The organism is Aeromonas sp. (assembly GCF_051657805.1).
Classification (GTDB): domain Bacteria; phylum Pseudomonadota; class Gammaproteobacteria; order Enterobacterales; family Aeromonadaceae; genus Aeromonas.
The window spans coordinates 183,763-203,905 of the sequence record NZ_JBOFLJ010000021.1; the positions used below are offsets into that span (position 1 = coordinate 183,763).

Below are 20,143 nucleotides of genomic sequence, written 5' to 3' on the forward strand. Positions count from 1 at the left end.
AGCTAGCAATGAGTGAGGCTGGTGGAGAATCCGGCTTGGCTACCCCCTTGGGGAGTACCGGAGCCTGCCCTGCCCAGCCGGAGCCTGATCCCGGGCTGCCGCCGGAGTTCATCTTGATGGTGGGGCCGACCAGGGTTACGCCGCCGCCATCGACCTTGACGAAGCAGCCACCGACCTTGACGGTGATCTCGGATCCCGCCTCCAGCACTACCTTGGCACCGGCCTTGACGTGTACCTCCTGCCCTGCCTGGGTAAGCCAGCTTTGCCCGAGCTTCTGATGCATGGAGGCATCCACGGTGAGCGAATAGTCTGCCTTGATCTGATCCCGCTTCTCGCCGTTCACGGTGAGGTGATCATTGGCCTTGATCCGGGTCACCCGCTCATTGTCGATGTCCCGATGCTCGTCGTGTTTGATATGCCAGGCCGCATCGTTCTCGATCAGCAGGTTCAGGTCTTTCTGACCGTGAAGGTAGATCTCTTCCTTGCCCGCCTGATCTTCGAATCTCAGTTCGTTGAAACCCTCCCCCTGATGGGTCTCGGTGCGCAGCACGGTGCGGGTCTTGTTCGCCGGCAGTTCATAAGGTGGACGGTTGGTGGCATGGTAGGTGCGACCCGTGATAATCGGCTGATCCGGATCTCCTTCGAGGAAGCTCACTATGACCTCGTGGCCGATGCGCGGGATCGTCATCATGCCGTACTGACCGCCGGCCCAGCCCTGGCTCACCCGCACCCAGCAGGAGCTCTGATCGTTGCTCGAACCATAGCGATCCCAGGGGAATTGCAGTTTCACCCGGCCGTGCTCGTCGCAATAGATCTCCTCCCCGTCCGGTCCCACTACGGTGGCGATCTGCGGACCGTCCACCATGGGCTTGTGGGGCGCCTGTGGGCTGCCGATGCGCGTACGCCAGGTCGTGCTCCCCTTCACCACCCCGAATTCGTTGTGATAGACGGTCGGGCCGCTGCCCCCTTCCTCCTCCAGCGCCTGGGGCTGCTGGCCGGTATGGCTGATGCGCACGATTTGCCAGTCGGCATTGAGACTGCCGTTCGGGTGTTCGGTGAGGGAAAACGTCTGGCCCGGCAGCAGGGCCGCGCAGTTGGACTTGCCCTGGCCGGTGATGGCGTCATTGCGCAGGGAATCGAGCCTGTGCTGGGCAAAGGCCTTGCCACTCGGGTCCAGCTTGTAGCGACCCGGGGAGTCGAAGTGCTGATAGGTATCTCGCTGATGGGTGAGATCGGCACCGCGCTGCTTGTGGGAGAGGCCATAGGCCGGGGTCTTGAAGCTGTAGTCTTTGAGCTCCACATCCGACGTCCGCACCGCTTCGCGGTAGTGAAATTGGCGCACATAGGGGCCCTGCTCCAAGGAGCGGTTGCCGAGGTTGAAGAAGAGCTCGGGGCCCGCAGTCAGGGCGGCCGCATCGTCAGCAAAGACGATGCGGTGTTTGCCCGCTTCAAATTCGTGGAAGTAGAAGAGTCCCTCTTCGGCGGCGAGCCTATTCACGAAATCGAGATCCGTCTCCCGGTACTGGACGCAGTACTCCCGCTGGACGTGCTCGTTTTTCAGCGCGAAGGCGTAGTCGGTGATGCCGTGCTCTTGCAAGAGGATGCTGAGGATTTCGTCCGGCTTCTGGGCCTGGAAGATGCGCGAATTCTGGCGCAATGAGAGGCGCCACAGGGCCGGCTGCACCAGGAGCTGATAGCGGGTGCGGCGAAAACCGCTGTCCCCCTGGGCAAAGTCGCTCACCACCCCGCACACCCGCCGCTGCAGCTCGCCGTTGTACCAGATGAGCAGCTCGCAGGGCTGGTCCAGCACGGCGCCAAAGTCCACGTCCGGCTGAGGGCTGGCCAGCTCCAGTCTCAGCTGGAAAGGGCCATTGAGCGCCTCTTCCAGTGCAAATTCCGCCACCACGAAGGTGCTCTCGGGCAAGGCCCCCACCTTGACGGTGAACTGTAATCCTGTGCTATCTGCCATGGGTGCGCCTCTGCTGTCGGCCCGCATCGCTGCCGGCTGCCTCAAGGTGGGAGAGAGATCCGCCATGGCCGCCACTTTTTCGCCGCCATGGCTACCGCACGCCCCCAAGGCGTGCGTGCAGATCCGTCGTCATGTTCTTTGTTGTGCCCGCTCACGCGGCAAACGGGCAGAAGAAAGTCATGGCATGGGTCAAAACGATGAGAAACAGGGTGAGAGGAGTCAGAAGCTTCATCAGACTCCACAGCAGATGACGCAGCACACAAAGCAAGGAGCACCCATGGGGTGCTCCTTGATGGCATCAAGCCTCGATCGGCGCGCGCCAGTCGTCCGCACCGGAGGTGCCGGCGACGGTGTGCTCCCAGTCGATCTTGCGGTAGGCCAGGGAGACCTGGATCAGCTGGGTGAAGTCAGCCTTCGCCGGGTCCTGGCAGTGAGGCATCTGGCAGTCGATGTCGACGATGGTGGCATCGGTCAGCACTGTGCTGAAGAAGTGCTCCTGCTTGCCCTCGACGGAGGTGCGGTACCACTTCAGGGTCACTTTCGGCAGCATCTCGCCGGAGGCCAGGGAGTTGTACATCAGGGGCACGGCCTTGTTCAGGGCCACGGTGAACTTGAACGGCTTGTGGACGCGCTGGCCGGCAGGCTGGCCGGATTGCGGATCGGTCGGCACGGTGACGATGTGTTGGAATTCCTGCACCAGCATCTCGTCTTCGTGGCCCTGCACGAAGATGTTGCCGACGGAGTCGGAGGTGAAGGCACCGGCGGTGATGTTGCCCTGGGTTTTACCTTCGATGCTGATATAACATGGAGTTGGCATGGGTATGCTCCTGATTGGTTAAACGGTAATGACACTCAACCGGAACCATTAGCAGCGACCATGCCAGATTATTTTTTCAATACAAAACAATGAGTTAAAAAATCACATCGATAAGTGACCTTATCAAGCACCGCAACTTGTTGCCCTGTCAGCACATATACCCACCCAGCATTGCATTTACAGTGTTTTAATCTTTAATGCAAGCAACCAATTGCCCTGACCGACATTTATCACCACCAACCTGGGTTGTCTGCCCCATCCATCATCCCTGTAGCTATGTGCTCACCATCGGCTCTGAACACCTGGCTCACCCAGTCCTGCCAATATCCCGGTCACCGGCGCTATACCTAATACCATGAGCCCCGGCACTGGAGCATGGCGATGGCACCTCCCGTCAATGGCCCTGAAGGCTTGCCTCTCTCCCCAGAACGCCTGTCGGCCTTGATAGCAATACCGCTGCCACCGTGTGTTTCGCCACCGGCACCAGATCGCACCACGCGTATCAGCCCCAACCATCCACTCGTTCGAGGTGTCCACCATGTCCAGCCATAAGCCATCCACGGCGCCTGGGCCGCAGGCCTCCCCCCTGTCCGATCCCTACAACTTCTCCCTGATCCTCGGCGGGCCCCTGTACCAGCTCTGGAGCCGGGCACACCTTGGGGAGATCAAGGCCCATATCCGGCGGCGGATCCTGGTGCTGAGCGGGATCTGCTGGCTGCCCCTGTTGCTGCTGTGCGCCCTGGAGGGCAGCCTGCTACAGGGGGTGGCCGTCCCCTTCCTGCTGGATGTGGAGACCCATGTACGCTTTCTGGTCTGCGTCTCCCTGCTGGTCTATGCGGAGCTCATCGTCCATCAGCGCATCCGGATCATCGTCAGCCAGTTCGTCGAGCGGGATCTCATCGCCCACCACTCCCTGCCCCGCTTCTATGACGCCATCCAGAGCGCCATGCGCTGGCGCAACTCCATCCCCGCCGAGGTGACCCTGATCCTGTTCGTCTTCTCGATGGGTTACTTTCTTCGGATCAACACCTTCGTCCTGCAGTCCTCGACCTGGTACGCCACCATGCACCAGGGGGCCATCACCCTGACCCTGCCCGGCTACTGGTTCTTCTGGGTGAGCAACCCCATCACCCAGTTTCTGATCCTGCGCTGGCTCTACCGCATCTTCATCTGGACCCGCTTTCTCTGGCAGGTCTCCCGGATCCGGCTCGAGTTGCTGCCGACCCACCCGGATCGCAACTGCGGCCTGGGGTTCCTGGGGGCGGCCGCCTACGCCTACTCGCCACTGCTGACCGCCTTCGGGGCCCAGCTGGCCGGTTTCATCGCCAACCGCATCTTCTACGACGCCGCCGTATTGACCGCCTACAAGCCGGAGATAGTGCTGCTGGCCGGCTTCGGACTGGTGTTGGTGCTGGCACCGCTGGGGGTGTTCGCCCCTCACATCATGGCGGCCAAGCGGCAGGGGCTGCGGGAATACGGCGCCCTCGCCGCCGAATACAGCCGCGGCTTCGAGCGCCGCTGGCTCAAGAGCAGCGACAGGGAGGGGGAACCCCTGCTCGGCGCCGCCGACATCCAGTCCCTCGCCGATCTCGGCAACGCCTTTACCGTCATCAAGGAGATCAGGCCCATCCCCTTCAGCCGGGACATGTTCCTGCAACTGGTGCTGGCGAGTGTCGTCCCCTTCGTCCCCCTGCTGCTGACCCTGTTCCCCTTCGACGTACTGCTCGATCGCCTCGTCGGGGTGATCTTCTGATGGCATGACACTGGGATCACAAGAGGTTCGGGGGACTAGAGAGAACCCCAGTCGCCGTTGGCAACTCAGGTATCAATGGAGAGAAGAAGATGCGAAGCAAGGAGCTTTGCCGTGACGTCGTCACCGACTGAGGACACAGGGTGGGAAAGAAAGCGAAGGAGGCGTAAAAACAAAGACCCCGCTCTTGCGAGCGGGGTCTGGCATTTCAGGGGCTATCGTTGACACTGACAGCCAGAAAGCAAAAAACCGCCCCTGAGGTCGGTTTTTCTAAATTTGGCGGTGAGGGAGGGATTCGAACCCTCGATACGTTGCCGTATACACACTTTCCAGGCGTGCTCCTTCAGCCACTCGGACACCTCACCAAATTTTCGTTCGTTTCGCTGTTTGCGTTGGAACGGGGCGTAATGTAAGGGATAGGCGCGGGTCGGTCAATGCTATTTTTCACCTTTTGCAGTCAATTGCTCAATTACCGAACCAAGTGACCAAAAACTTGCCATTTCCTATCCCTTTCACTCAATTTTCAGCCACTTCGCGCAAGGGTTCCCCTCTGATGGCCTCCTCCAGCGAGCCGTAAAACTCCAGCTCACCCGGGATGGGGCGCACCTTGGCACGGGCCAGGGTCTTGAGGGGCTGGAACTGCAATTCCGCCACCCGTACCCGCACCCCGGACTTGGCCATCCGCCTGGCAAACTGCTGGAAGGCGGACAGGCCACCCGCATCCAGAATGGAGACCGCCTCCATCTGCAGCACCAGCGTCTTGTGATCCTTCACCTGGGCCAGCAACTCACCGAACACCCGCTCCGCCGCCGCGAAGAACAGGGGGCCGTTGATCTTGTAGACCAGGGTCCCGGCCTGCACCTCGCCGGCGTAGCGCCTGTGCTCGGCCAGGTTGTGCAGCTTGGTCATCTTGGCAATCTCGCGCATAAACAGCAGGGAGGCCAGGATCACCCCGAAGGTGATGGCGATGACCATGTCGAAGATGACGGTCAGCGACAGGCAAACCAGCAGCACCAGCACGTCCGAGCGCGGCGCACGGCGGATGAGATCCACCACCTTGTGGGCCTCGCTCATGTTCCAGGCCACCAGCAGCAGCAGGGCCGCCATGGCGGACAGCGGCAACCAGGAGAGCCAGGGGGCCAGCACCAGGATGGCGGCCAGCACCACAAGTGCGTGCACTATGCCTGAGATGGGCGAGGTGGCGCCGGCCCGCACGTTGGCGGCGGAGCGCGCGATGGCCGCCGTCGCCGTGATGCCGCCGAAGAAGGGGGCCAGAATGTTGCCAAGCCCCTGCCCCACCAGCTCACCATTGGAGCTGTGCTTGCGCCCCGTCATGCCATCCAGCACCACGGCGCAGAGCAGGGATTCGATGGCCCCCAGCATGGCCATGGAGAAGGCGGCGGGCAGCAGGCGCTCGATGGCCGCCAGATCCCACACCACGGGGGCGCCGTCTGGACCTGGCAGTGACCAGGGCATCATCAGGGTCGGCGCTATGGGGGGGATCCCCATGCCCTGAGTACCATCGGCCAGGGTATAGCTGAACTTGCTGCCGATGGTCGCCACGTCCACCCCGAACTGATGCAGGCCAAAGCCGAGCCCCACCCCCACCAGCACGGCGGGCAGGTGACCGGGCACCGGCAGACGCAGTCTGGGCCAGAGCAGCAACACAGCCAGGGTCGCGACCCCCACCAGGGTGTCCCCCCACTGCCAGCTTGGCAGCGCCTGGGCCAGGGCCTCGACCTTGCCGAGATAGGTCTCCGGCATCTCGGCCACGGTGAGACCGAAGAAGTCCTTGATCTGCAAAGTTGCGATCACGATAGCGATACCGCCGGTGAAGCCCAGGGTCACTGAGGGGGGAATGTATTCGATGAGACGGCCGAGCCTGGCCATCCCCATTGCCACCAGGAAGAAGCCGGAGAGCAGGGTCGCCATCAGCAGACCACCGACGCCGAACTGCTGGGCTACCGGGTAGAGGATCACCACGAAGGCGGCGGTGGGTCCCGAGATGGAGTAGCGCGAGCCTCCGGTCACCGCGATGACGATGCCGGCAATGATGGCGGTATAGAGACCATGCTGGGGCGGCACGCCGCTGGCGATGGCCAGCGCCATGGCCAGCGGGATGGCGATGATGCCGACCGTGATGCCGGCGATGAGGTCGCGGCCGAAACGGGCGACGCTATAGGGTTCGTCGATACAGGATTGGCGCAATGCGATAGCCAGCTTCACGCCTTGTAAGGAAGCTTGATTGTGCATGTATTGGGTAATACCAGAAGGAGGAGACAAAGGCCGGCGTGACCCGGCACCCGATCATCATCAAGGGCCGGCAGAGCTGTCGACGCGGCGATGGTATCGAGGGCAACCATACCCGAGCCGGCGCAACATTTCGATGGGCAGGATCAAGAAATGGCCATTAGCCCCCATTTTTGCCGTGGATAAGCGGCATATCGCCGATCTTTATCACCTATCGGCCCCAGGGGATCACCCGGGCGGCCATCGGCAAGCGATCACCTCTCCTCACCGAGCGACGGCCTCTTTACTCTCCTGCACCGATGACACCACCAGTCCTAGCCTTGCCACCGGCTCACAAGCAGGGGCCAAACCGGATGGCAGGAGATAAGCCACAACACCCTTTCCCAAGCTGCTGATTGTGCTGAAAATAGTCCACGACGACCAAGTTTTGGGCAAACGGGCCGAAAAGCCCTTTTTTGCACAAGGCTACGGGTTGACACCCGGCCGAGCGGCCATTAATATCCGCACCGTCTCGACGAGACAGGCAATTCCTCCTTAGTTCAGTCGGTAGAACGGCGGACTGTTAATCCGTATGTCACTGGTTCAAGTCCAGTAGGAGGAGCCAATTCCCTCGTAGTTCAGTCGGTAGAACGGCGGACTGTTAATCCGTATGTCACAGGTTCAAGTCCTGTCGAGGGAGCCATCTTAGAGAGCCCGCCTGAGAAACCAGGCGGGCTTTTTGTTATCCCCCGCCCCCCAGGTAGGCCTTGCGCACCTCCTGATTGCCCAGCAATTCCTCACCACTGCCAGTCAGGCGGATCTTGCCGTTCACCATCACATAGCCACGATCGGACAGCTTCAGGGCATGGTGGGCATTCTGCTCCACCAGGAAGATCGTCATGCCGCTCTGCGCCAGCTCCCGCAACGTATGCAGGATCTGCTTCACGACGATGGGAGCTAGCCCCAGGCTGGGCTCGTCCAGCAACAGTAGCTTGGGGCGACTCATCAGGGCGCGGGCGATGGCCAGCATCTGCTGCTCACCACCGGACATGGTCATCGCCCGCTGCTTGCGACGCTCCTTCAGGCGCGGGAAGAGATCGAACATGGCCTGCATGTCCTGCGCCGCAAACTGGCTGCCGATGGGGATGGTCCCCATCAGCAGGTTCTCTTCCACCGTCATGTCCGGGAAGACTCGCCGCCCCTCCGGCGCCTGGGCGATGCCCGCCGAAGCCACGAAGTGCGTCGAGCGATGGCTGATGTCCTCGCCGCGAAACAGGATCTGTCCGCTGCGAATGCGAGGCAGACCAAAGATCGACATCAAGAGCGTGGACTTCCCGGCGCCATTGGCACCGATCAGCGCCACGGTTTCCCCCTCAAACACCTGCAGGTTGACCCCGGTCAGTGCCTGGATGGCGCCGTAGAAGACGTCGACGTCGCGAAACTCCAGCATGGCCCCGCTCATGCGCAGGCCTCGTCGTCATCGGCGCCCAGATAGGCGGCGATCACATTTTCATCGTGCTGGATCTGCTCAGGTCTACCCTGCGCGATCACATCGCCGTGATCCAGCACTATGATGTGGTCGGAGATCTCCATCACCATGGTCATGTCGTGCTCGATCAACAGCACAGTGATGCCATGATGATCCCGCAGATACCGGATGATAGTGCTGAGGGTCTGGGTCTCGACCGGATTCAGCCCGGCAGCGGGCTCATCCAGGCAGATCATCTCGGGGGCCGTGCACATGGCGCGGGCTATCTCCAGCCGGCGTTGCTGGCCATAGGACATCTCCCCCGCCAACCGGTTGGCACAATCCACCAGATCCATCACCTCGAGCCAGTAGAAGGCGCGATCCAGGGCGCGACTCTCGGCCCGCCGGTACGCCGGGGTGTTGAGCACACCGGCCAGCAGATTGCGATTGACCTGCATGTGCTGGGCGACCAGCAGGTTTTCCACCACAGACATCTCCCGAAACAGGCGGATATTCTGGAAGGTCCGGGCAAGACCCGCCCGGTTCACCAGATGGGTGCCCCCAAACATCTTGTAGAAGATCCGCTGTCCGAGCCGGGCCGGATTGACCCAGTCCCCGGGCTGGAATGCCTGACCGAGGATCTGGATTACATCCGTGGTTTCGCTGCGGGCGTTGAAGAAGATATTGCCGCCGGATGCCCGGTAGAAGCCGGTCAGGCAGTTGAACACCGTGGTCTTGCCGGCACCGTTGGGACCGATGAGCGCTGTGATGGAGCCGCGCTTCACCTCCAGACTCACGTCGTTGAGCGCCTTGATGCCGCCGAAGGCGATCATCAGATGCTCGACCCTCAGGATCATGTCGTTCAGCGGGTGAGTCGTCATGGTGCCACCCCCTTGCGCACCGCGAAGCCGCTGCGGTTGATGCGAATAAGACCCCTCGGTCGCCAGATCATCATCACCACCATCAGCATGCCAAACAGCAGCACCCGGTATTCGGCGAAGCTGCGCAGCAGCTCGGGGGTGACGGTCAGCACAAAGGCCGCCAGCACGACGCCTATGGTCGAGCCCATGCCCCCCAACACCACGATGGCGAGGATCAGGGCCGATTCGAAGAAGGTAAAGGAAGTGGGGTTGACGAACCCCTGATAGGTGGCAAAGAACACCCCGGCAATCCCCGCAGTGGCGGCCCCCAGGGTGAAGGCCGACAGCTTGACCAGCACATGATTGAGCCCCATGGATCGGCAGGCTATCTCGTCTTCGCGCAGCGCCTCCCAGGCCCGCCCGATCGGCATGCGGGTCAGCCGGTGTTTGACATAGAGCACCCACACCACCACAACCACCAGCACCCCATAGATAAAGATGAATTTCAGGTTGGGGTCATAGGGCAGCTGGAAGAACTCGTGGAAAGGCACGCCCCCCTCCTCCTTCGCCCGTCGCCCGAACTCCAGGCCAAACAGGGTGGGCGCCGGGGCCGAGATCCCGTTGGGGCCACCGGTAAAGGCCAGCCAGTTGTTCAGGATCAGGCGGATGATCTCTCCGAAGCCAAGGGTCACTATGGCCAGATAGTCCCCGTGCATGCGCAATACCGGGAAGCCCAGCAAGGCCCCGGCCGCCGCCGCGATCAGCGCCACCAGGGGCAACATAGACCAGAAGCCAAGCCCGAGATATTGATAGCCGAGGGCGAGGCCATAGGCCCCGATGGCATAAAACGCGACGTAACCCAGGTCCAGCAGGCCCGCGAGCCCCACCACTATATTCAGCCCCAGCCCGAGCAGCACGTAGATGAGACCGAGGATCGCCACCGTCAGCACATACTTGGTGGCGACAAAGGGGAAGCAGATCGCCAGCGCGAGCACCAGCGGGATGATCCAGCGCAGGGGATCCTTGTAGTCGGGCTCCCGTACATAGACCCCGCCGTTATCCGCTGCAAAGCCGAAACGCAGGCGGGCGCCTGCGGCCGTGGTCAGCAATGCGCTCATCAGAAACCGGCCCACCATGACGGCGAGGATTATCCACACCAGCCGTTGCCCCGCGAAGTTGAAGCTGTAGCCATCCAGCACGACGCCGACGATGGGGCCAAACACGATGAGTGCCACCAGGCCGGCGAAAATCGCGTCCAGCAGGCAGCGCTTGAAGGAGAAAGTCGGGGGTGAGCTGCTCTGTGATGTCATCTTTGCCCCCTCACACTTTGCTCACCACGGGGCGGCCGAGCAGCCCCTGGGGACGGAAGATGAGGATCATCACCAGCAAGCCGAACGAGAACACATCCTTGTAATCGGAGTTCACCATCCCCGAGAATTGCGCCTCCGCTATCCCCAGGATGAGGCCCCCCAGCATGGCGCCGGGCAAGGAGCCAATGCCCCCCAGCACGGCGGCGGTGAAGGCCTTGATGCCGATGATGAAGCCGACATAGAAGTCGAAGGTGCCGTAGTTGAAGGTGATCAAGACGCCGGCGAGCCCCGCCATGGCGGCCCCTATCACGAACACCAGCGAGATGATCCTGTCGGTGTTGATGCCAATGATCGAGGCCATCTTTCTGTCCTGCTGCACCGCCCGGCACATGCGCCCCAGGTTGGTGTTGCTGATGATCCAGGTGAGCAGTAGCATGCCTGCGAACGAGGCTACCAGGATGAAGACCTTGGTGTAGGTCACCTGCACGAAGCCATCGCCGATATGAAAGCGCAAGGCTCCGTCGAGCAGGGTAGGGACCCCTTGCTGGCGGGGCCCCTGACTAATCTGTGCGTAATTTTGCAGGATCAACGACATGCCGATGGCGGAGATGAGGGGTGCCAGGCGCGTCGAGTTGCGCAGGGGTTTATAGGCGATGCGCTCTATGGTCCAGCCATAGACCCCGGTCACCATGATGGTGAAGATCAGGGTGCCGAGGATTAGCAGGGGAAAAGAGTGCAGCCCGAAGAAGGACAGTAGCGCCAGGCCGATGGCGCTGAGGTAGGCCGAGATCATGTACACCTCGCCATGGGCAAAGTTGATCATGCCGATGATGCCGTAAACCATGGTGTAACCGATGGCAATCAGCCCATAGACAGACCCCAGGGTTAAACCATTGATCAGCTGTTGCAGGAAAAATACATCCATGTAGTGCGCTCTCGTTATAGGCCGCGAGGGCCTGGTGTTTATAAAGCGCCGACCGCAGTCGGCGCTGAGCGTTATCCACTATGTCGTTATTTGACTTCTTTATATTTGCCCTGATCGTCCCATTGGTAGACCACGTAGTCGGAGACTTTCAGATCTCCCTTGCTGTCCCAGGACTTCTTGCCCATCACAGTCTCGACCGTGTTCCCCTTCAGCCAGGCACTGGCCTTGGCGGCGTCGGTGCCACCGGCCCCCTTGAAGGCCGCGGCTATGGCCTGCACCGAGGCGTAGGCATAGAGGGTGTAGCCTTCCGGTTCAAACTTGTTGGCGCGGAATGCCTCGATGACCGCCTTGCCGTCCGGGATGAGGCGCGGATCCTGACCGAAGGTCATGTAGATGCCGTTGGTGTATTGCGGGCCGCCGGCTGCCGTGACCATCTCGGCATTGACGATGCAGTCCCCCGAGAAGAACTTGGCCGACACCCCCTGCTCGCGCATCTGGCGTACCAGAGGGCCCCCTTCCGGGTGGCAGCCGCCGAAGAAGACCACATCCGGCTTCTGCGCCCCTATCTTAGTGACCAGGGCGTTGAAGTCTTTTTCGCCGCGCGACAGCCCTTCATACATCACGTCCTGCACACCGCGCTTGGCCAGCGCCGCCTTGGTCGCATCCGCCAACCCCTGCCCATAGGTGTCCTTGTCGTGGATGATCACCACCCGCTTGGCCTTGAGCTTGTCGATGATGAAGTCGCTGGCAACTTGCCCCTGTTGGTCATCCCGTCCGCACATGCGGAACATGTCGCTCATGCCACGCTCGGTGACAAGCGGATTGGTCGATCCTGGGGTGATGGCGATGACGCCGGCATCGTTATAGACCTCGGAGGCGGGCATGGTCGAGGAGGAGCAGAAGTGCCCGACCACGGCGTTGACCTTGTCCTGATCGACCAGGCGGTTGGCCACAGCGACGGCCTGTTTGGGTTCACAGGCATCGTCTCCCTGCACCAGCTTGATCTGTTCGCCGTTGATCCCCCCCGCGGCGTTGATGTCCTTCGCGGCCTGGGTCGCCCCGTGCCAATACTGATCCCCATAGGTGGCGTTTGGCCCGGTGAAGGGGCCGGCGACGCCGATCACGATATCCGCCCTGGCGGAAAAGGCCGTGACCAGGCAACCGGTCAGCAAGAGGGAAATGGGACTTCTGATGAACTTTATCGACATGATGCTGTTCCTTAGCAAAGAGGTGTATGTGGAGTGGGACACCCTGTGGCACCCAGTCCGACCATCAAAACGAGGACAAACTGCACGAAACTGACTCGCTCCAGACAACATCCTGTGATGTGGATATGAGTTTTCTTACACTGCCTGCAAGCTGAAAAAAGCTAAGCAAATGATTGTCATAGTTGCAAACCGGCAGGAAAAATTTAGGTGTGCAGCACGCAGGCGCCGCGTTTCCCGGCCCGCCACCATGGGGGGAAATGAGGGCGGGATCACATCCGCTGAAAAATATCGGCCATGCACAGGGCCAGGGACGCGACCCCTGCTACCGGGCCCCTGCTACCTCATGATCCCCCCGCCCCCTCTCCCTGCCAGACATTTTGTGATGGTGGCTGCCCAAGCCGGTCGATCCGAGCCATAATCAGCGCAATTTCAATTCGTTAAGGAGTTCTCATGCGCCGCTTCAACTTCATGCTCAATGGCAGCCGGTTGATGATGTTCCCCTTCTACGTGGCCATCCTCATCTGCGTCGCCCTGCTGATGGTGAAGTTTGCCATGCAGCTCTATGTCTTGTGCCGTGACATCATCGAGATCCACTACATGGACCTCATCACAGGGGTACTGACCCTGGTGGACTTCGTGCTGGTGGCCCAGATGCTGATCCTGGTGGCGGTCTGCGGCTTCGTGCAGTTCATCCAGACCCAGGAGCAGCGCGAGGCCCTTGGCAACAACTGGCTCAGCAAGATCAACTTCGCCTCATTGAAGCTCATCGTCATCAACTCCCTGGTGACCATAGCGGGCATAGAGGTGCTCAAGGCCTTCCTAGATGACGGGGTCGGCAACGAGGTGGAGATGAAGTGGTCGGTGATCGTGTTCCTGGCCTTCTCGCTGGCGGCCCTCATCTACGCGATCACCGAGCGGCTGGCGGATCATAAATAACCGTCATTTTCATTCAGGGTTTATTCATCAGTAGCGAAATTGATAACTCTTTTCATTGCGGTTACCCCAAGGTAGACTTGCTCACCCGGGTTGAACGCCCGGGTGCTGGAGCCTGTATGACAAGCCTATCTCTCTCACCACGACACTTCTGGCGATGGCTGGCCTACCACCATCAGGCTGCCGAAGGCAGCCTCTACCTGATGTTCTTCTCCGGCCTGCTGCTGTGGGAGCCCCTAACCCCGATCTGGTCCCTGGCACGCTGGAATCTGTTTCTCCACGTCATGCTGTCGCTCTCCCTGTTCCCCCTGCTGTTTGGCGCCTTCTGGCTCTCTCATCGCCGCCTGCTGCGCCACAGCCACAAGCCGTTCCTGCGCACCACGGGCCGGATCATCGAGGCCCTGCTGCTGGTCTGCCTCGGCAGCGGCCTGGTACTGGTGCTGTACGGTACGCCGGGGGACAGCCTCGGCAATCTGGCGAGCTGGGCCCATTGGCTGAGCGCCTTGTCTCTCACTCCCCTGGTCTTGCGCCACGCCTGGCGCTGGACCCTGCTCAAGTGGCGTCCCTGACCCATGGTTAACCGGATTCTCTCTCTCCTGCTCGCCTGCCTGCTGCTGGGAATGACACCGGCCCAGGCCCAGCAGATGGGCTCGGCCCTGCAAGCCTATGACGAGGGCAAGGCCCCACGCCTCGTCACCGCCAACCAGGGCGGCGGCTCCGTCACCCTGATCGCGCGGGATAGCGGCGAGCGGCTCAAGGAGGCTAACTTCGGCGGAGATCTGCGCCAGCTGGCGCGGGCCGATGACGGCACCCTGCTGGTCACCGATTACGGCGGCGATCGCCTGCTGCTGCTGGGTGAAGATCTCGACCTCAAGAAGGCCATTCCCACCGGCCATCGCCCCTATGGCATCATCTTCGATCCCAAGCGGCGCTGGTTCTGGGTCAGCCTGTTCGAGTCGGCGCGCCTGCAGGCCTATGACGAGGACGGCGATCTGCAACTGGATCTCCCTACCGCCGAGACTCCCCGCGGGCTGGCGCTCACCGATGACGACCGCCTGCTGCTGACCCACGCCATGACGGGCCAGCTTGCCATCTACAACCTGAAAAACCTCGGCAAGGCGCCGACGGCGGCGGCCATTGAGAAACCCAGGCTCATCACCCTGGCCGAGACTCACAGCCCCACTCCGAGCGACTCCCAGGGGCTGCCACGCCTGCTGGACGGCATAGCCCTCTCCCCCGATGGCACCGAGGCCTGGCTGCCCCACGTGCTCTGGAGCTTCGACCACCCCTTCCAGTTCCAGAGCACCGTCTTCCCGGCGGTTTCCATCATCGATCTGGACACCGAGACCGAGCGGGTCGACGAGCGCAAACAGCTGTTCCTGCAGATAAACCTGCCCAACGTCGGCAACCGCAGCCAGATCGTCTCCAACCCCTTCGCCGCCCGCTTCGCCGCCGACGGCAAGCGGGTCTACCTGACCCTGGCGGGCTCGGAAGATCTGCTGGTGTTCGACCTATCTCGCAGCGGCAAGCAGAACAGCAACCGCCACAGACGCAAGAAGTTCCAGGGCGGCGCCAAGGCGACCCAGCTGCTGCGCCACCTGCCAGGCCAGAACCCGCAGGATCTGCTCATCGACGGCGACCATATCCTGGTGCACAACGTCATGGGCCAGGATCTGACCCGTCTTGCCAGCGGCGACAGCGGCCCCTTCGCCCGGGTGACGGTGGATGTGCCCCACTTCGCCAAGCTGGTGGAGTCCGATCCTCGCCCTGCCGCCCTCCAGCGCGGCGAGCGGCTGTTCAATCTCGGCAATACCCTCGGCAGCACGATCGGCAATGGCAACGGCCGTTTCCCCATGGCGGGGGACAACTGGATGAGCTGCAACTCCTGCCATCTGGACGGGTTCAACTTCACCAACAAGTTCCTGATGCAGGCCCATCGCCAGAAGAGTCGGGACAACGCCATCAACGGCCATGCCAACCTCGCCAACATGGTGGCAGGAGACTTCGTCGGCGAGTACCTGCGCATGATCCAGCAGACCCAGGGCGGTATGGGCCATGACGGCCGCGACGGCGCCGAGCCGGTGGATCCCGCCAGACCCCAGCCCGAGGTCAAAGCCATGATGGAGGACCTGCACGCCTTCGTGACCGCCGATGGCAACCTGCCCTATCTCGCAAACTGGCTGCGCCTCGACGCCCCGCGCACGGATCCGACCAAGGCCCCTGTCACCCATCTGAAGGATTGGCTGAACTCCGCCTCCTGCCAGAACTGCCATGCCCAAGCCTTCGCAGACTGGAGCGACAGCAACCACAGGCTGATGGGCAACTCCCATCCCTACTACAAGGCGGTGCAGGCGCTTGCCCGCGAGACCGAGGGAGAGGCCTTCGGCCAGTGGTGTCAGGGCTGCCACATGCCCCAGCAGGTGCTGACCGGCCAGACCGATCTGCCCAAGGGCTCCCACATGCTGGAGCGAGGGGGGACCTCCCTCATCGAGGCCCACAAGGCGGGGGAACCCGTGGTGGAAGAGGGCACAGGCTGCCTGCTCTGCCATCGCATCACCAGGCTCGAGGACGCGGGCGGCAACAGCGCCTTCACCGTGAATCTCAAGGACCGCGAGAGCTATGTGTTCGAGGATGCCCCCGGCGGCAGCACACGCCACTGGCTGGCGGAGCGCCAGATCAACGCCCGCCCCGCCATGCACAAGGCCTCCTATCAGAAGGATTTCTATCAGGACGCGGCCCTGTGCAAATCCTGCCACAACGAGTTCGCCCCAGGCAGCGGCGCCAATATTGTCAACACCTGGGACGAGTGGCAGAATTCGAGCTTCGCCAAGGCAGAGGATCCGGCGGCGCGGCGCACCTGCATCGACTGCCACATGAACCCGGAGCCCGGCAACGGCGGTGCCCCCGTGGCCGGCCAGTCCACCGAGAATGGCACCCCGAAGGCGCGCCTCTATCGCCACAACTTCACCGGCGCCCAGCACCAGCTGGTGGGGCTGCGCAATCCTGAGCTCGAGCAGGAGAGCCTGACCCTGCTGCGCTCCAGCGCCACCCTCTCCGCTCGCATCGAGGAAAAGAATGGACAACCGACCCTGGTGGTGCGGGTCGCCAACACAGGCGCCGGCCACGCCCTGCCCACCGGGGTCGCCGATTTTCGTGAGCTCTGGCTGGAGCTGACCCTCACCGACGCCAACGGCCAGGTGGTGCTGCAAAGCGGCCAGCCGGTAGACGGCGCCGTGCCCGAAGATGCGCGCCTGTTCAGGAAGGTGTTCGGTGATGCGGAGGGCAAGCCGGTGGGGCTCAAATTCTGGCGCTACGCCAAGCTCCTGGAAGATACCCGTATCCCGGCCGATGGCTGGCGAGACGAGGCCTGGCCGCTGCCGACGGAGGCAAAAGGCCCCTTCCAGGTCGACATCAAACTCAATTTCCGAACTTATCCCAAGTGGGTCAACGACATAGTGCGCAAAGGCGAACCGGATCTGCCCGAGCCCCCCATCGTGATCCTCAACCACCTGCAGCTGCGGGACTTGCAGTCCGTCCCGTCGCCGCAGCCCCTCGTCCTCACTCATCCCCTTAACCTGGAGCCACATCCCTGATGTTCGCAAGTTTCCTCATTACCCTGCGCGAGGGGCTGGAAGCCTTTCTGCTGGTCGGCATCTGCCTCTCCTACCTCGCCAAGCTGGGGGCGAGCCGTTACAACAAACTCATCTACCTGGGTGTGGTGCTGGGTCTCATCGCCTCGCTGGCGGTGGCCTTCCTGTTCCAGGTGGTGGTCAGCCAGTTCGAGAGCGAACGCTACAACCACCTGCTGATGGCGGGGATCCTCATCTTCGCCACCCTGGTGCTCAGCTACATGGCGGTCTGGATGCAGAAGCAGGCCAAATCCCAGGTAGGGGCCATGACGGCTCGCATCGATGCGGCCATCGACGGAGGCAACCTCTTTGGCCTGGTGCTGCTCGCCTTCCTTGCGGTGATGCGAGAAGGCTTCGAGACGGTGCTCTTCTTCTCGGCGCTGGTCTATTCGGGGCAAGGGGTGAGCCTGCATCAGGGCCTCATCGGCGCCCTGGCCGGGTTGGCCCTCTCCATGGTGCTGGTGTGGGGGCTGCTGCGCTCCACCCGCAAGGTGGCGCTGGCCCCCTTCTTCCGCTGGACTGGTCTGCTCATCATCATCATAGCCGCGGGCCTGCTGTCGTCCGCGGTCAACATGCTGCAGGCGGCGGGGATCATCACCCTCTGGACCGAGCCCGTGTTCAACATCAGTCACATTCTCGACGACAGGGGCGTGTTCGGTACCTTCCTGCGGGCCCTGTTCGGCTACAATGCCTCCCCGGCCGGCCTGCAACTGGCGACCTGGCTGGTCTATCTGGCGGTCTTCGTGACCATCTGGTATCGCAACTACCAACCCAGACCGGCCGCGGCCAAGCAGGCCTAAGCCAGCTTTTTTCAGTAGTGGGGCCTGCGGGCCCCCTTTTCTCCTTGTTTCGTGGATAGAGATTGATGGGCGATAACAGCAGTAAGAAGATTGCCGTGCTGGGCGCGGGTCCGGCCGGTCTGATGGCGGCCTGGCGCCTGCGCAGCGCGGGCTTTGCGGTCACCCTGTTCGAGCAGGAGGCCGTGGTGGGGGGCATGTGCGCCACCCAGTGCTTCACGGGCAAGGATGGGGACTACCGCTTCGACTACGGTGGCCACCGCTTCATCACCAAGAACCCGGAGCTGCTCGCCTTCATCGACGAGTTGATGGGGGAGGATCTGCTGCACGCGGAGCGCAAGAGCGTCATCCGCTTCGCCGGGCGCACCTACGACTACCCCCTCAACCTGCCGAACCTGCTCAAGACCGCGCCCCTCTCCCTGATGACGGGGGCCATGAAGGACTTGCTGCTGCTCCCCTTCGCCAAGAAGCCCAGCGATTTCGCCAAGGCGAGCTTCGCCGAGTGGATCCAGAGCCACTTCGGTCGCACCCTCTATCGCCAGTTCTTCGAGGGCTACACCGGCAAACTCTGGGGCATCAACCCGGACCGCCTCTCCGCCGACTGGGCGGGTCAGCGCATCAGCCTCATCGACTTGAAAGACGTGGCTCGCCGATTGCTGCCAAGGCGCAAGGGCAACCTCTCGGTGCGCACCTATGCCCGCAAGTACCGCTACCCCAAGTACGGCTTCGGCCAGATCTTCACCACCCTCGGCGAACGGCTGGTGGCCGAAGGGGTCGTGCTCAAGACAGGGGCTACCATCAGCCGCCTCGCCGAGGCAGATGGCCGCATCCAGCGAGTGCATTGGCAGCAAGATGGTGTAGATCATGACGAGGCCTTCGATCAGGTGATCTCCACCCTGCCCCTGCCGCTGACCTGCCAGCATCTCGGCCTGCCCTGCGATCTGCACTACCGCGCCCTGCGTTTCGTCAACATGCCACTCAACCAGGAGAACCTGTCGGACAACACCTGGCAGTACCTCTCGGATCCGCACATCCTCGCCACCCGCTTGCAGGAGCCGCGCCGACGCAGCCCCTTTATGGCCCCCGCGGGCAAGACCTCGGTCATGCTGGAAGTCCCCTGCAATCCCGGGGACGAGACCTGGCAGGCGCCGCTTGCCACCCTGCGCGAGCGGGTCTGCCAGGATCTGGCGAGCCTCGGCGTCGATACCGGCAAGCTCGGAGAGGAGACTTTCGAGGCCCGCAGCGAATATGCCTACCCCCTGATGGATCTCGGTTATCAGGGGCGGCGGGACGCGGCCATCCAACAACTGATGCCCATAGGCAACCTCATCATGAGCGGTCGCCAGGGGACGTTTCGTTACATCTTCACCGACACCGCCATGGAGATGGGGCTGATGGCCGCCGACATGGTGATCGACGGGGTGGACAGACGGTACGCCATCTTCAATCATCGCAACGAAAATACCGTGATCGAAACCCAGAGCGTGGCCTGATATGGCAGCAGAGGAAGAGGACAGACGCCCTGTCACCTTCAACCACCGCAACGAAAATACCGTGATCGAAACCCGGAGCGTGGCCTGAGGCCACGTTCGATAAAGGAGAACAGGATGATCTTACGCAGCGCTCTTATCGCCCTCTTGTTGCTGACGACCATGGGGCAGGCCCAGGCCTACTCCTACGCGGCGGCAGGTAAGGAGCCCCTGATCGACGCCCGCGAGCAGCTGCTGACCGCGGCCAGCGAAGGCCAGGATGCCAGCGCCGTGCTGGCGAGCCTCACCGAGGAGCTCGCTTACCTCGAGCAGCATCACAAGGTGGTGCTGCAGGCACCGCTCGCCGAGGCCATCAAGGCCAAGGATGCGGCGGCGACCGCAACCCTGCTCAACCGCGCCTACAAGGCCGAGATCGAGCGTCGCCTCGAGGGGGCCGGCCAGAACCTGGGGGACTATCAGACCGCCAAGGTGCTGGTGGTCAAGAGCAAGCGCTTCCTGGATCTCATCCTGCCTTCCCTGAGTGAAGGGGATCGCAAGGCCGCAGACGGGGCCCTCGCCAAGGTGCTGGATGCCATCGGCAACCCGGGGGTGTTCGGGGTGGGCGCCAAGACCGCCGATCCCGAGGCGTTCAAGGCCGCCGAGCAGGCGCTGATGGCCGTGCTGGCGCCCCTCTGATCACCTCAGCCGATCAGTGTTCAAGCATGCCGATATGCTCCCTTCTCCCCCGGTGGGAGAAGGGCCGGGGATGAGGGGGAAGG

14 protein-coding genes, 3 tRNA genes and 1 pseudogene are annotated in these 20,143 nt (G+C 62.2%); 9 read left to right on the forward strand and 9 right to left on the reverse strand.

Annotated elements, in window-relative coordinates:
* Window positions 1-22: 22 nt before the first annotated feature.
* Both ACRCYW_RS08085 and hcp1 read right to left on the reverse strand, forming a co-directional pair.
* Window positions 23-1,969: pseudogene (locus ACRCYW_RS08085) on the reverse strand (type VI secretion system Vgr family protein); the annotation flags it as partial.
* A 298-nt stretch (window positions 1,970-2,267) separates the two neighbouring features.
* On the reverse strand, window positions 2,268-2,786 hold the full coding sequence (gene hcp1, locus ACRCYW_RS08090) for a type VI secretion system effector Hcp1 (RefSeq protein ID WP_349921309.1): 519 nt from the start codon (window positions 2,784-2,786) through the stop codon (window positions 2,268-2,270).
* Between the two features lie 538 nt (window positions 2,787-3,324).
* Between hcp1 and ACRCYW_RS08095 the strand changes: the two genes are divergently transcribed.
* The gene (locus ACRCYW_RS08095; RefSeq protein WP_438549606.1) at window positions 3,325-4,539 is read left to right on the forward strand and encodes a hypothetical protein; all 1,215 of its coding nucleotides are present in this window, start codon (window positions 3,325-3,327) and stop codon (window positions 4,537-4,539) included.
* A gap of 274 nt (window positions 4,540-4,813) precedes the next feature.
* On the opposite strand, the gene ACRCYW_RS08100 is transcribed toward ACRCYW_RS08095, so the two are convergent.
* Together ACRCYW_RS08100 and dauA are read right to left on the reverse strand one after the other, a co-directional pair.
* Window positions 4,814-4,901: transfer RNA gene (locus ACRCYW_RS08100), tRNA-Ser, on the reverse strand.
* Between the two features lie 151 nt (window positions 4,902-5,052).
* Window positions 5,053-6,789, reverse strand: coding sequence for a C4-dicarboxylic acid transporter DauA (gene dauA / locus ACRCYW_RS08105; RefSeq protein ID WP_438549607.1), 1,737 nt, complete (start codon window positions 6,787-6,789; stop codon window positions 5,053-5,055).
* Between the two features lie 525 nt (window positions 6,790-7,314).
* Between dauA and ACRCYW_RS08110 the strand changes: the two genes are divergently transcribed.
* Together ACRCYW_RS08110 and ACRCYW_RS08115 are read left to right on the forward strand one after the other, a co-directional pair.
* Window positions 7,315-7,390 (forward strand) — tRNA-Asn (locus ACRCYW_RS08110).
* Between the two features lie 2 nt (window positions 7,391-7,392).
* Window positions 7,393-7,468, forward strand: a tRNA-Asn gene (locus ACRCYW_RS08115).
* A 39-nt stretch (window positions 7,469-7,507) separates the two neighbouring features.
* Here the strand turns inward: ACRCYW_RS08115 and ACRCYW_RS08120 are convergent.
* The 5 genes from ACRCYW_RS08120 to ACRCYW_RS08140 form a co-directional block, all read right to left on the reverse strand.
* The gene (locus tag ACRCYW_RS08120) at window positions 7,508-8,215 is read right to left on the reverse strand and encodes an ABC transporter ATP-binding protein (RefSeq protein WP_438549608.1); all 708 of its coding nucleotides are present in this window, start codon (window positions 8,213-8,215) and stop codon (window positions 7,508-7,510) included.
* Window positions 8,216-8,223: 8 nt separating this feature from the next.
* Entirely contained in the window at window positions 8,224-9,114 is an 891-nt protein-coding gene (locus ACRCYW_RS08125; protein ID WP_438549609.1) for an ABC transporter ATP-binding protein, read from the reverse strand.
* Complete coding sequence (livM, locus tag ACRCYW_RS08130) at window positions 9,111-10,403, reverse strand: high-affinity branched-chain amino acid ABC transporter permease LivM (protein WP_438549610.1); 1,293 nt, start codon at window positions 10,401-10,403, stop codon at window positions 9,111-9,113. Before livM ends, ACRCYW_RS08125 begins: the two co-directional genes overlap by 4 nt.
* 10 nt (window positions 10,404-10,413) lie before the next feature.
* On the reverse strand, window positions 10,414-11,328 hold the full coding sequence (locus tag ACRCYW_RS08135; RefSeq protein ID WP_438549611.1) for an ABC transporter permease subunit: 915 nt from the start codon (window positions 11,326-11,328) through the stop codon (window positions 10,414-10,416).
* Between the two features lie 86 nt (window positions 11,329-11,414).
* Complete coding sequence (locus ACRCYW_RS08140) at window positions 11,415-12,536, reverse strand: branched-chain amino acid ABC transporter substrate-binding protein (RefSeq protein WP_438549612.1); 1,122 nt, start codon at window positions 12,534-12,536, stop codon at window positions 11,415-11,417.
* 450 nt (window positions 12,537-12,986) lie between these two features.
* Here ACRCYW_RS08140 and ACRCYW_RS08145 point away from each other — a divergent pair, with 450 nt between their 5' ends.
* From ACRCYW_RS08145 to ACRCYW_RS08170, 6 genes are all read left to right on the forward strand, one after another.
* On the forward strand, window positions 12,987-13,472 hold the full coding sequence (locus tag ACRCYW_RS08145) for a YqhA family protein (RefSeq protein WP_438549613.1): 486 nt from the start codon (window positions 12,987-12,989) through the stop codon (window positions 13,470-13,472).
* A 116-nt stretch (window positions 13,473-13,588) separates the two neighbouring features.
* Window positions 13,589-14,038 carry a hypothetical protein gene (locus ACRCYW_RS08150; protein ID WP_438549614.1) on the forward strand — a complete coding sequence of 150 codons (450 nt, stop codon included), beginning with the start codon at window positions 13,589-13,591 and terminating at the stop codon, window positions 14,036-14,038.
* A gap of 3 nt (window positions 14,039-14,041) precedes the next feature.
* Window positions 14,042-17,062 (forward strand): YncE family protein, encoded by a 3,021-nt coding sequence (locus ACRCYW_RS08155; protein ID WP_438549615.1) that lies wholly within the window; start codon window positions 14,042-14,044, stop codon window positions 17,060-17,062.
* Complete coding sequence (locus ACRCYW_RS08160) at window positions 17,062-17,898, forward strand: FTR1 family iron permease (RefSeq protein ID WP_438549616.1); 837 nt, start codon at window positions 17,062-17,064, stop codon at window positions 17,896-17,898. Before ACRCYW_RS08155 ends, ACRCYW_RS08160 begins: the two co-directional genes overlap by 1 nt.
* 65 nt (window positions 17,899-17,963) lie before the next feature.
* Complete coding sequence (locus ACRCYW_RS08165; RefSeq protein ID WP_438549617.1) at window positions 17,964-19,388, forward strand: FAD-dependent oxidoreductase; 1,425 nt, start codon at window positions 17,964-17,966, stop codon at window positions 19,386-19,388.
* A gap of 114 nt (window positions 19,389-19,502) precedes the next feature.
* Entirely contained in the window at window positions 19,503-20,060 is a 558-nt protein-coding gene (locus tag ACRCYW_RS08170; protein WP_438549618.1) for a hypothetical protein, read from the forward strand.
* The last annotated feature ends 83 nt before the right edge of the window (window positions 20,061-20,143 follow it).

Bases quoted from the DNA above. Each gene is read 5' to 3' on its own strand.
- ACRCYW_RS08155 (WP_438549615.1), top strand. From the start codon at position 14,042: ATGGTTAACCGGATTCTCTCTCTCCTGCTCGCCTGCCTGCTGCTGGGA.
- livM (WP_438549610.1), bottom strand. From the start codon at position 10,403: ATGACATCACAGAGCAGCTCACCCCCGACTTTCTCCTTCAAGCGCTGC.
- ACRCYW_RS08135 (WP_438549611.1), bottom strand. From the start codon at position 11,328: ATGGATGTATTTTTCCTGCAACAGCTGATCAATGGTTTAACCCTGGGG.
- dauA (WP_438549607.1), bottom strand. From the start codon at position 6,789: ATGCACAATCAAGCTTCCTTACAAGGCGTGAAGCTGGCTATCGCATTG.
- ACRCYW_RS08165 (WP_438549617.1), top strand. From the start codon at position 17,964: ATGGGCGATAACAGCAGTAAGAAGATTGCCGTGCTGGGCGCGGGTCCG.
- ACRCYW_RS08120 (WP_438549608.1), bottom strand. From the start codon at position 8,215: ATGCTGGAGTTTCGCGACGTCGACGTCTTCTACGGCGCCATCCAGGCA.
- ACRCYW_RS08160 (WP_438549616.1), top strand. From the start codon at position 17,062: ATGTTCGCAAGTTTCCTCATTACCCTGCGCGAGGGGCTGGAAGCCTTT.
- ACRCYW_RS08125 (WP_438549609.1), bottom strand. From the start codon at position 9,114: ATGACGACTCACCCGCTGAACGACATGATCCTGAGGGTCGAGCATCTG.
- hcp1 (WP_349921309.1), bottom strand. From the start codon at position 2,786: ATGCCAACTCCATGTTATATCAGCATCGAAGGTAAAACCCAGGGCAAC.
- ACRCYW_RS08150 (WP_438549614.1), top strand. From the start codon at position 13,589: ATGACAAGCCTATCTCTCTCACCACGACACTTCTGGCGATGGCTGGCC.
- ACRCYW_RS08145 (WP_438549613.1), top strand. From the start codon at position 12,987: ATGCGCCGCTTCAACTTCATGCTCAATGGCAGCCGGTTGATGATGTTC.
- ACRCYW_RS08095 (WP_438549606.1), top strand. From the start codon at position 3,325: ATGTCCAGCCATAAGCCATCCACGGCGCCTGGGCCGCAGGCCTCCCCC.
- ACRCYW_RS08140 (WP_438549612.1), bottom strand. From the start codon at position 12,536: ATGTCGATAAAGTTCATCAGAAGTCCCATTTCCCTCTTGCTGACCGGT.
- ACRCYW_RS08170 (WP_438549618.1), top strand. From the start codon at position 19,503: ATGATCTTACGCAGCGCTCTTATCGCCCTCTTGTTGCTGACGACCATG.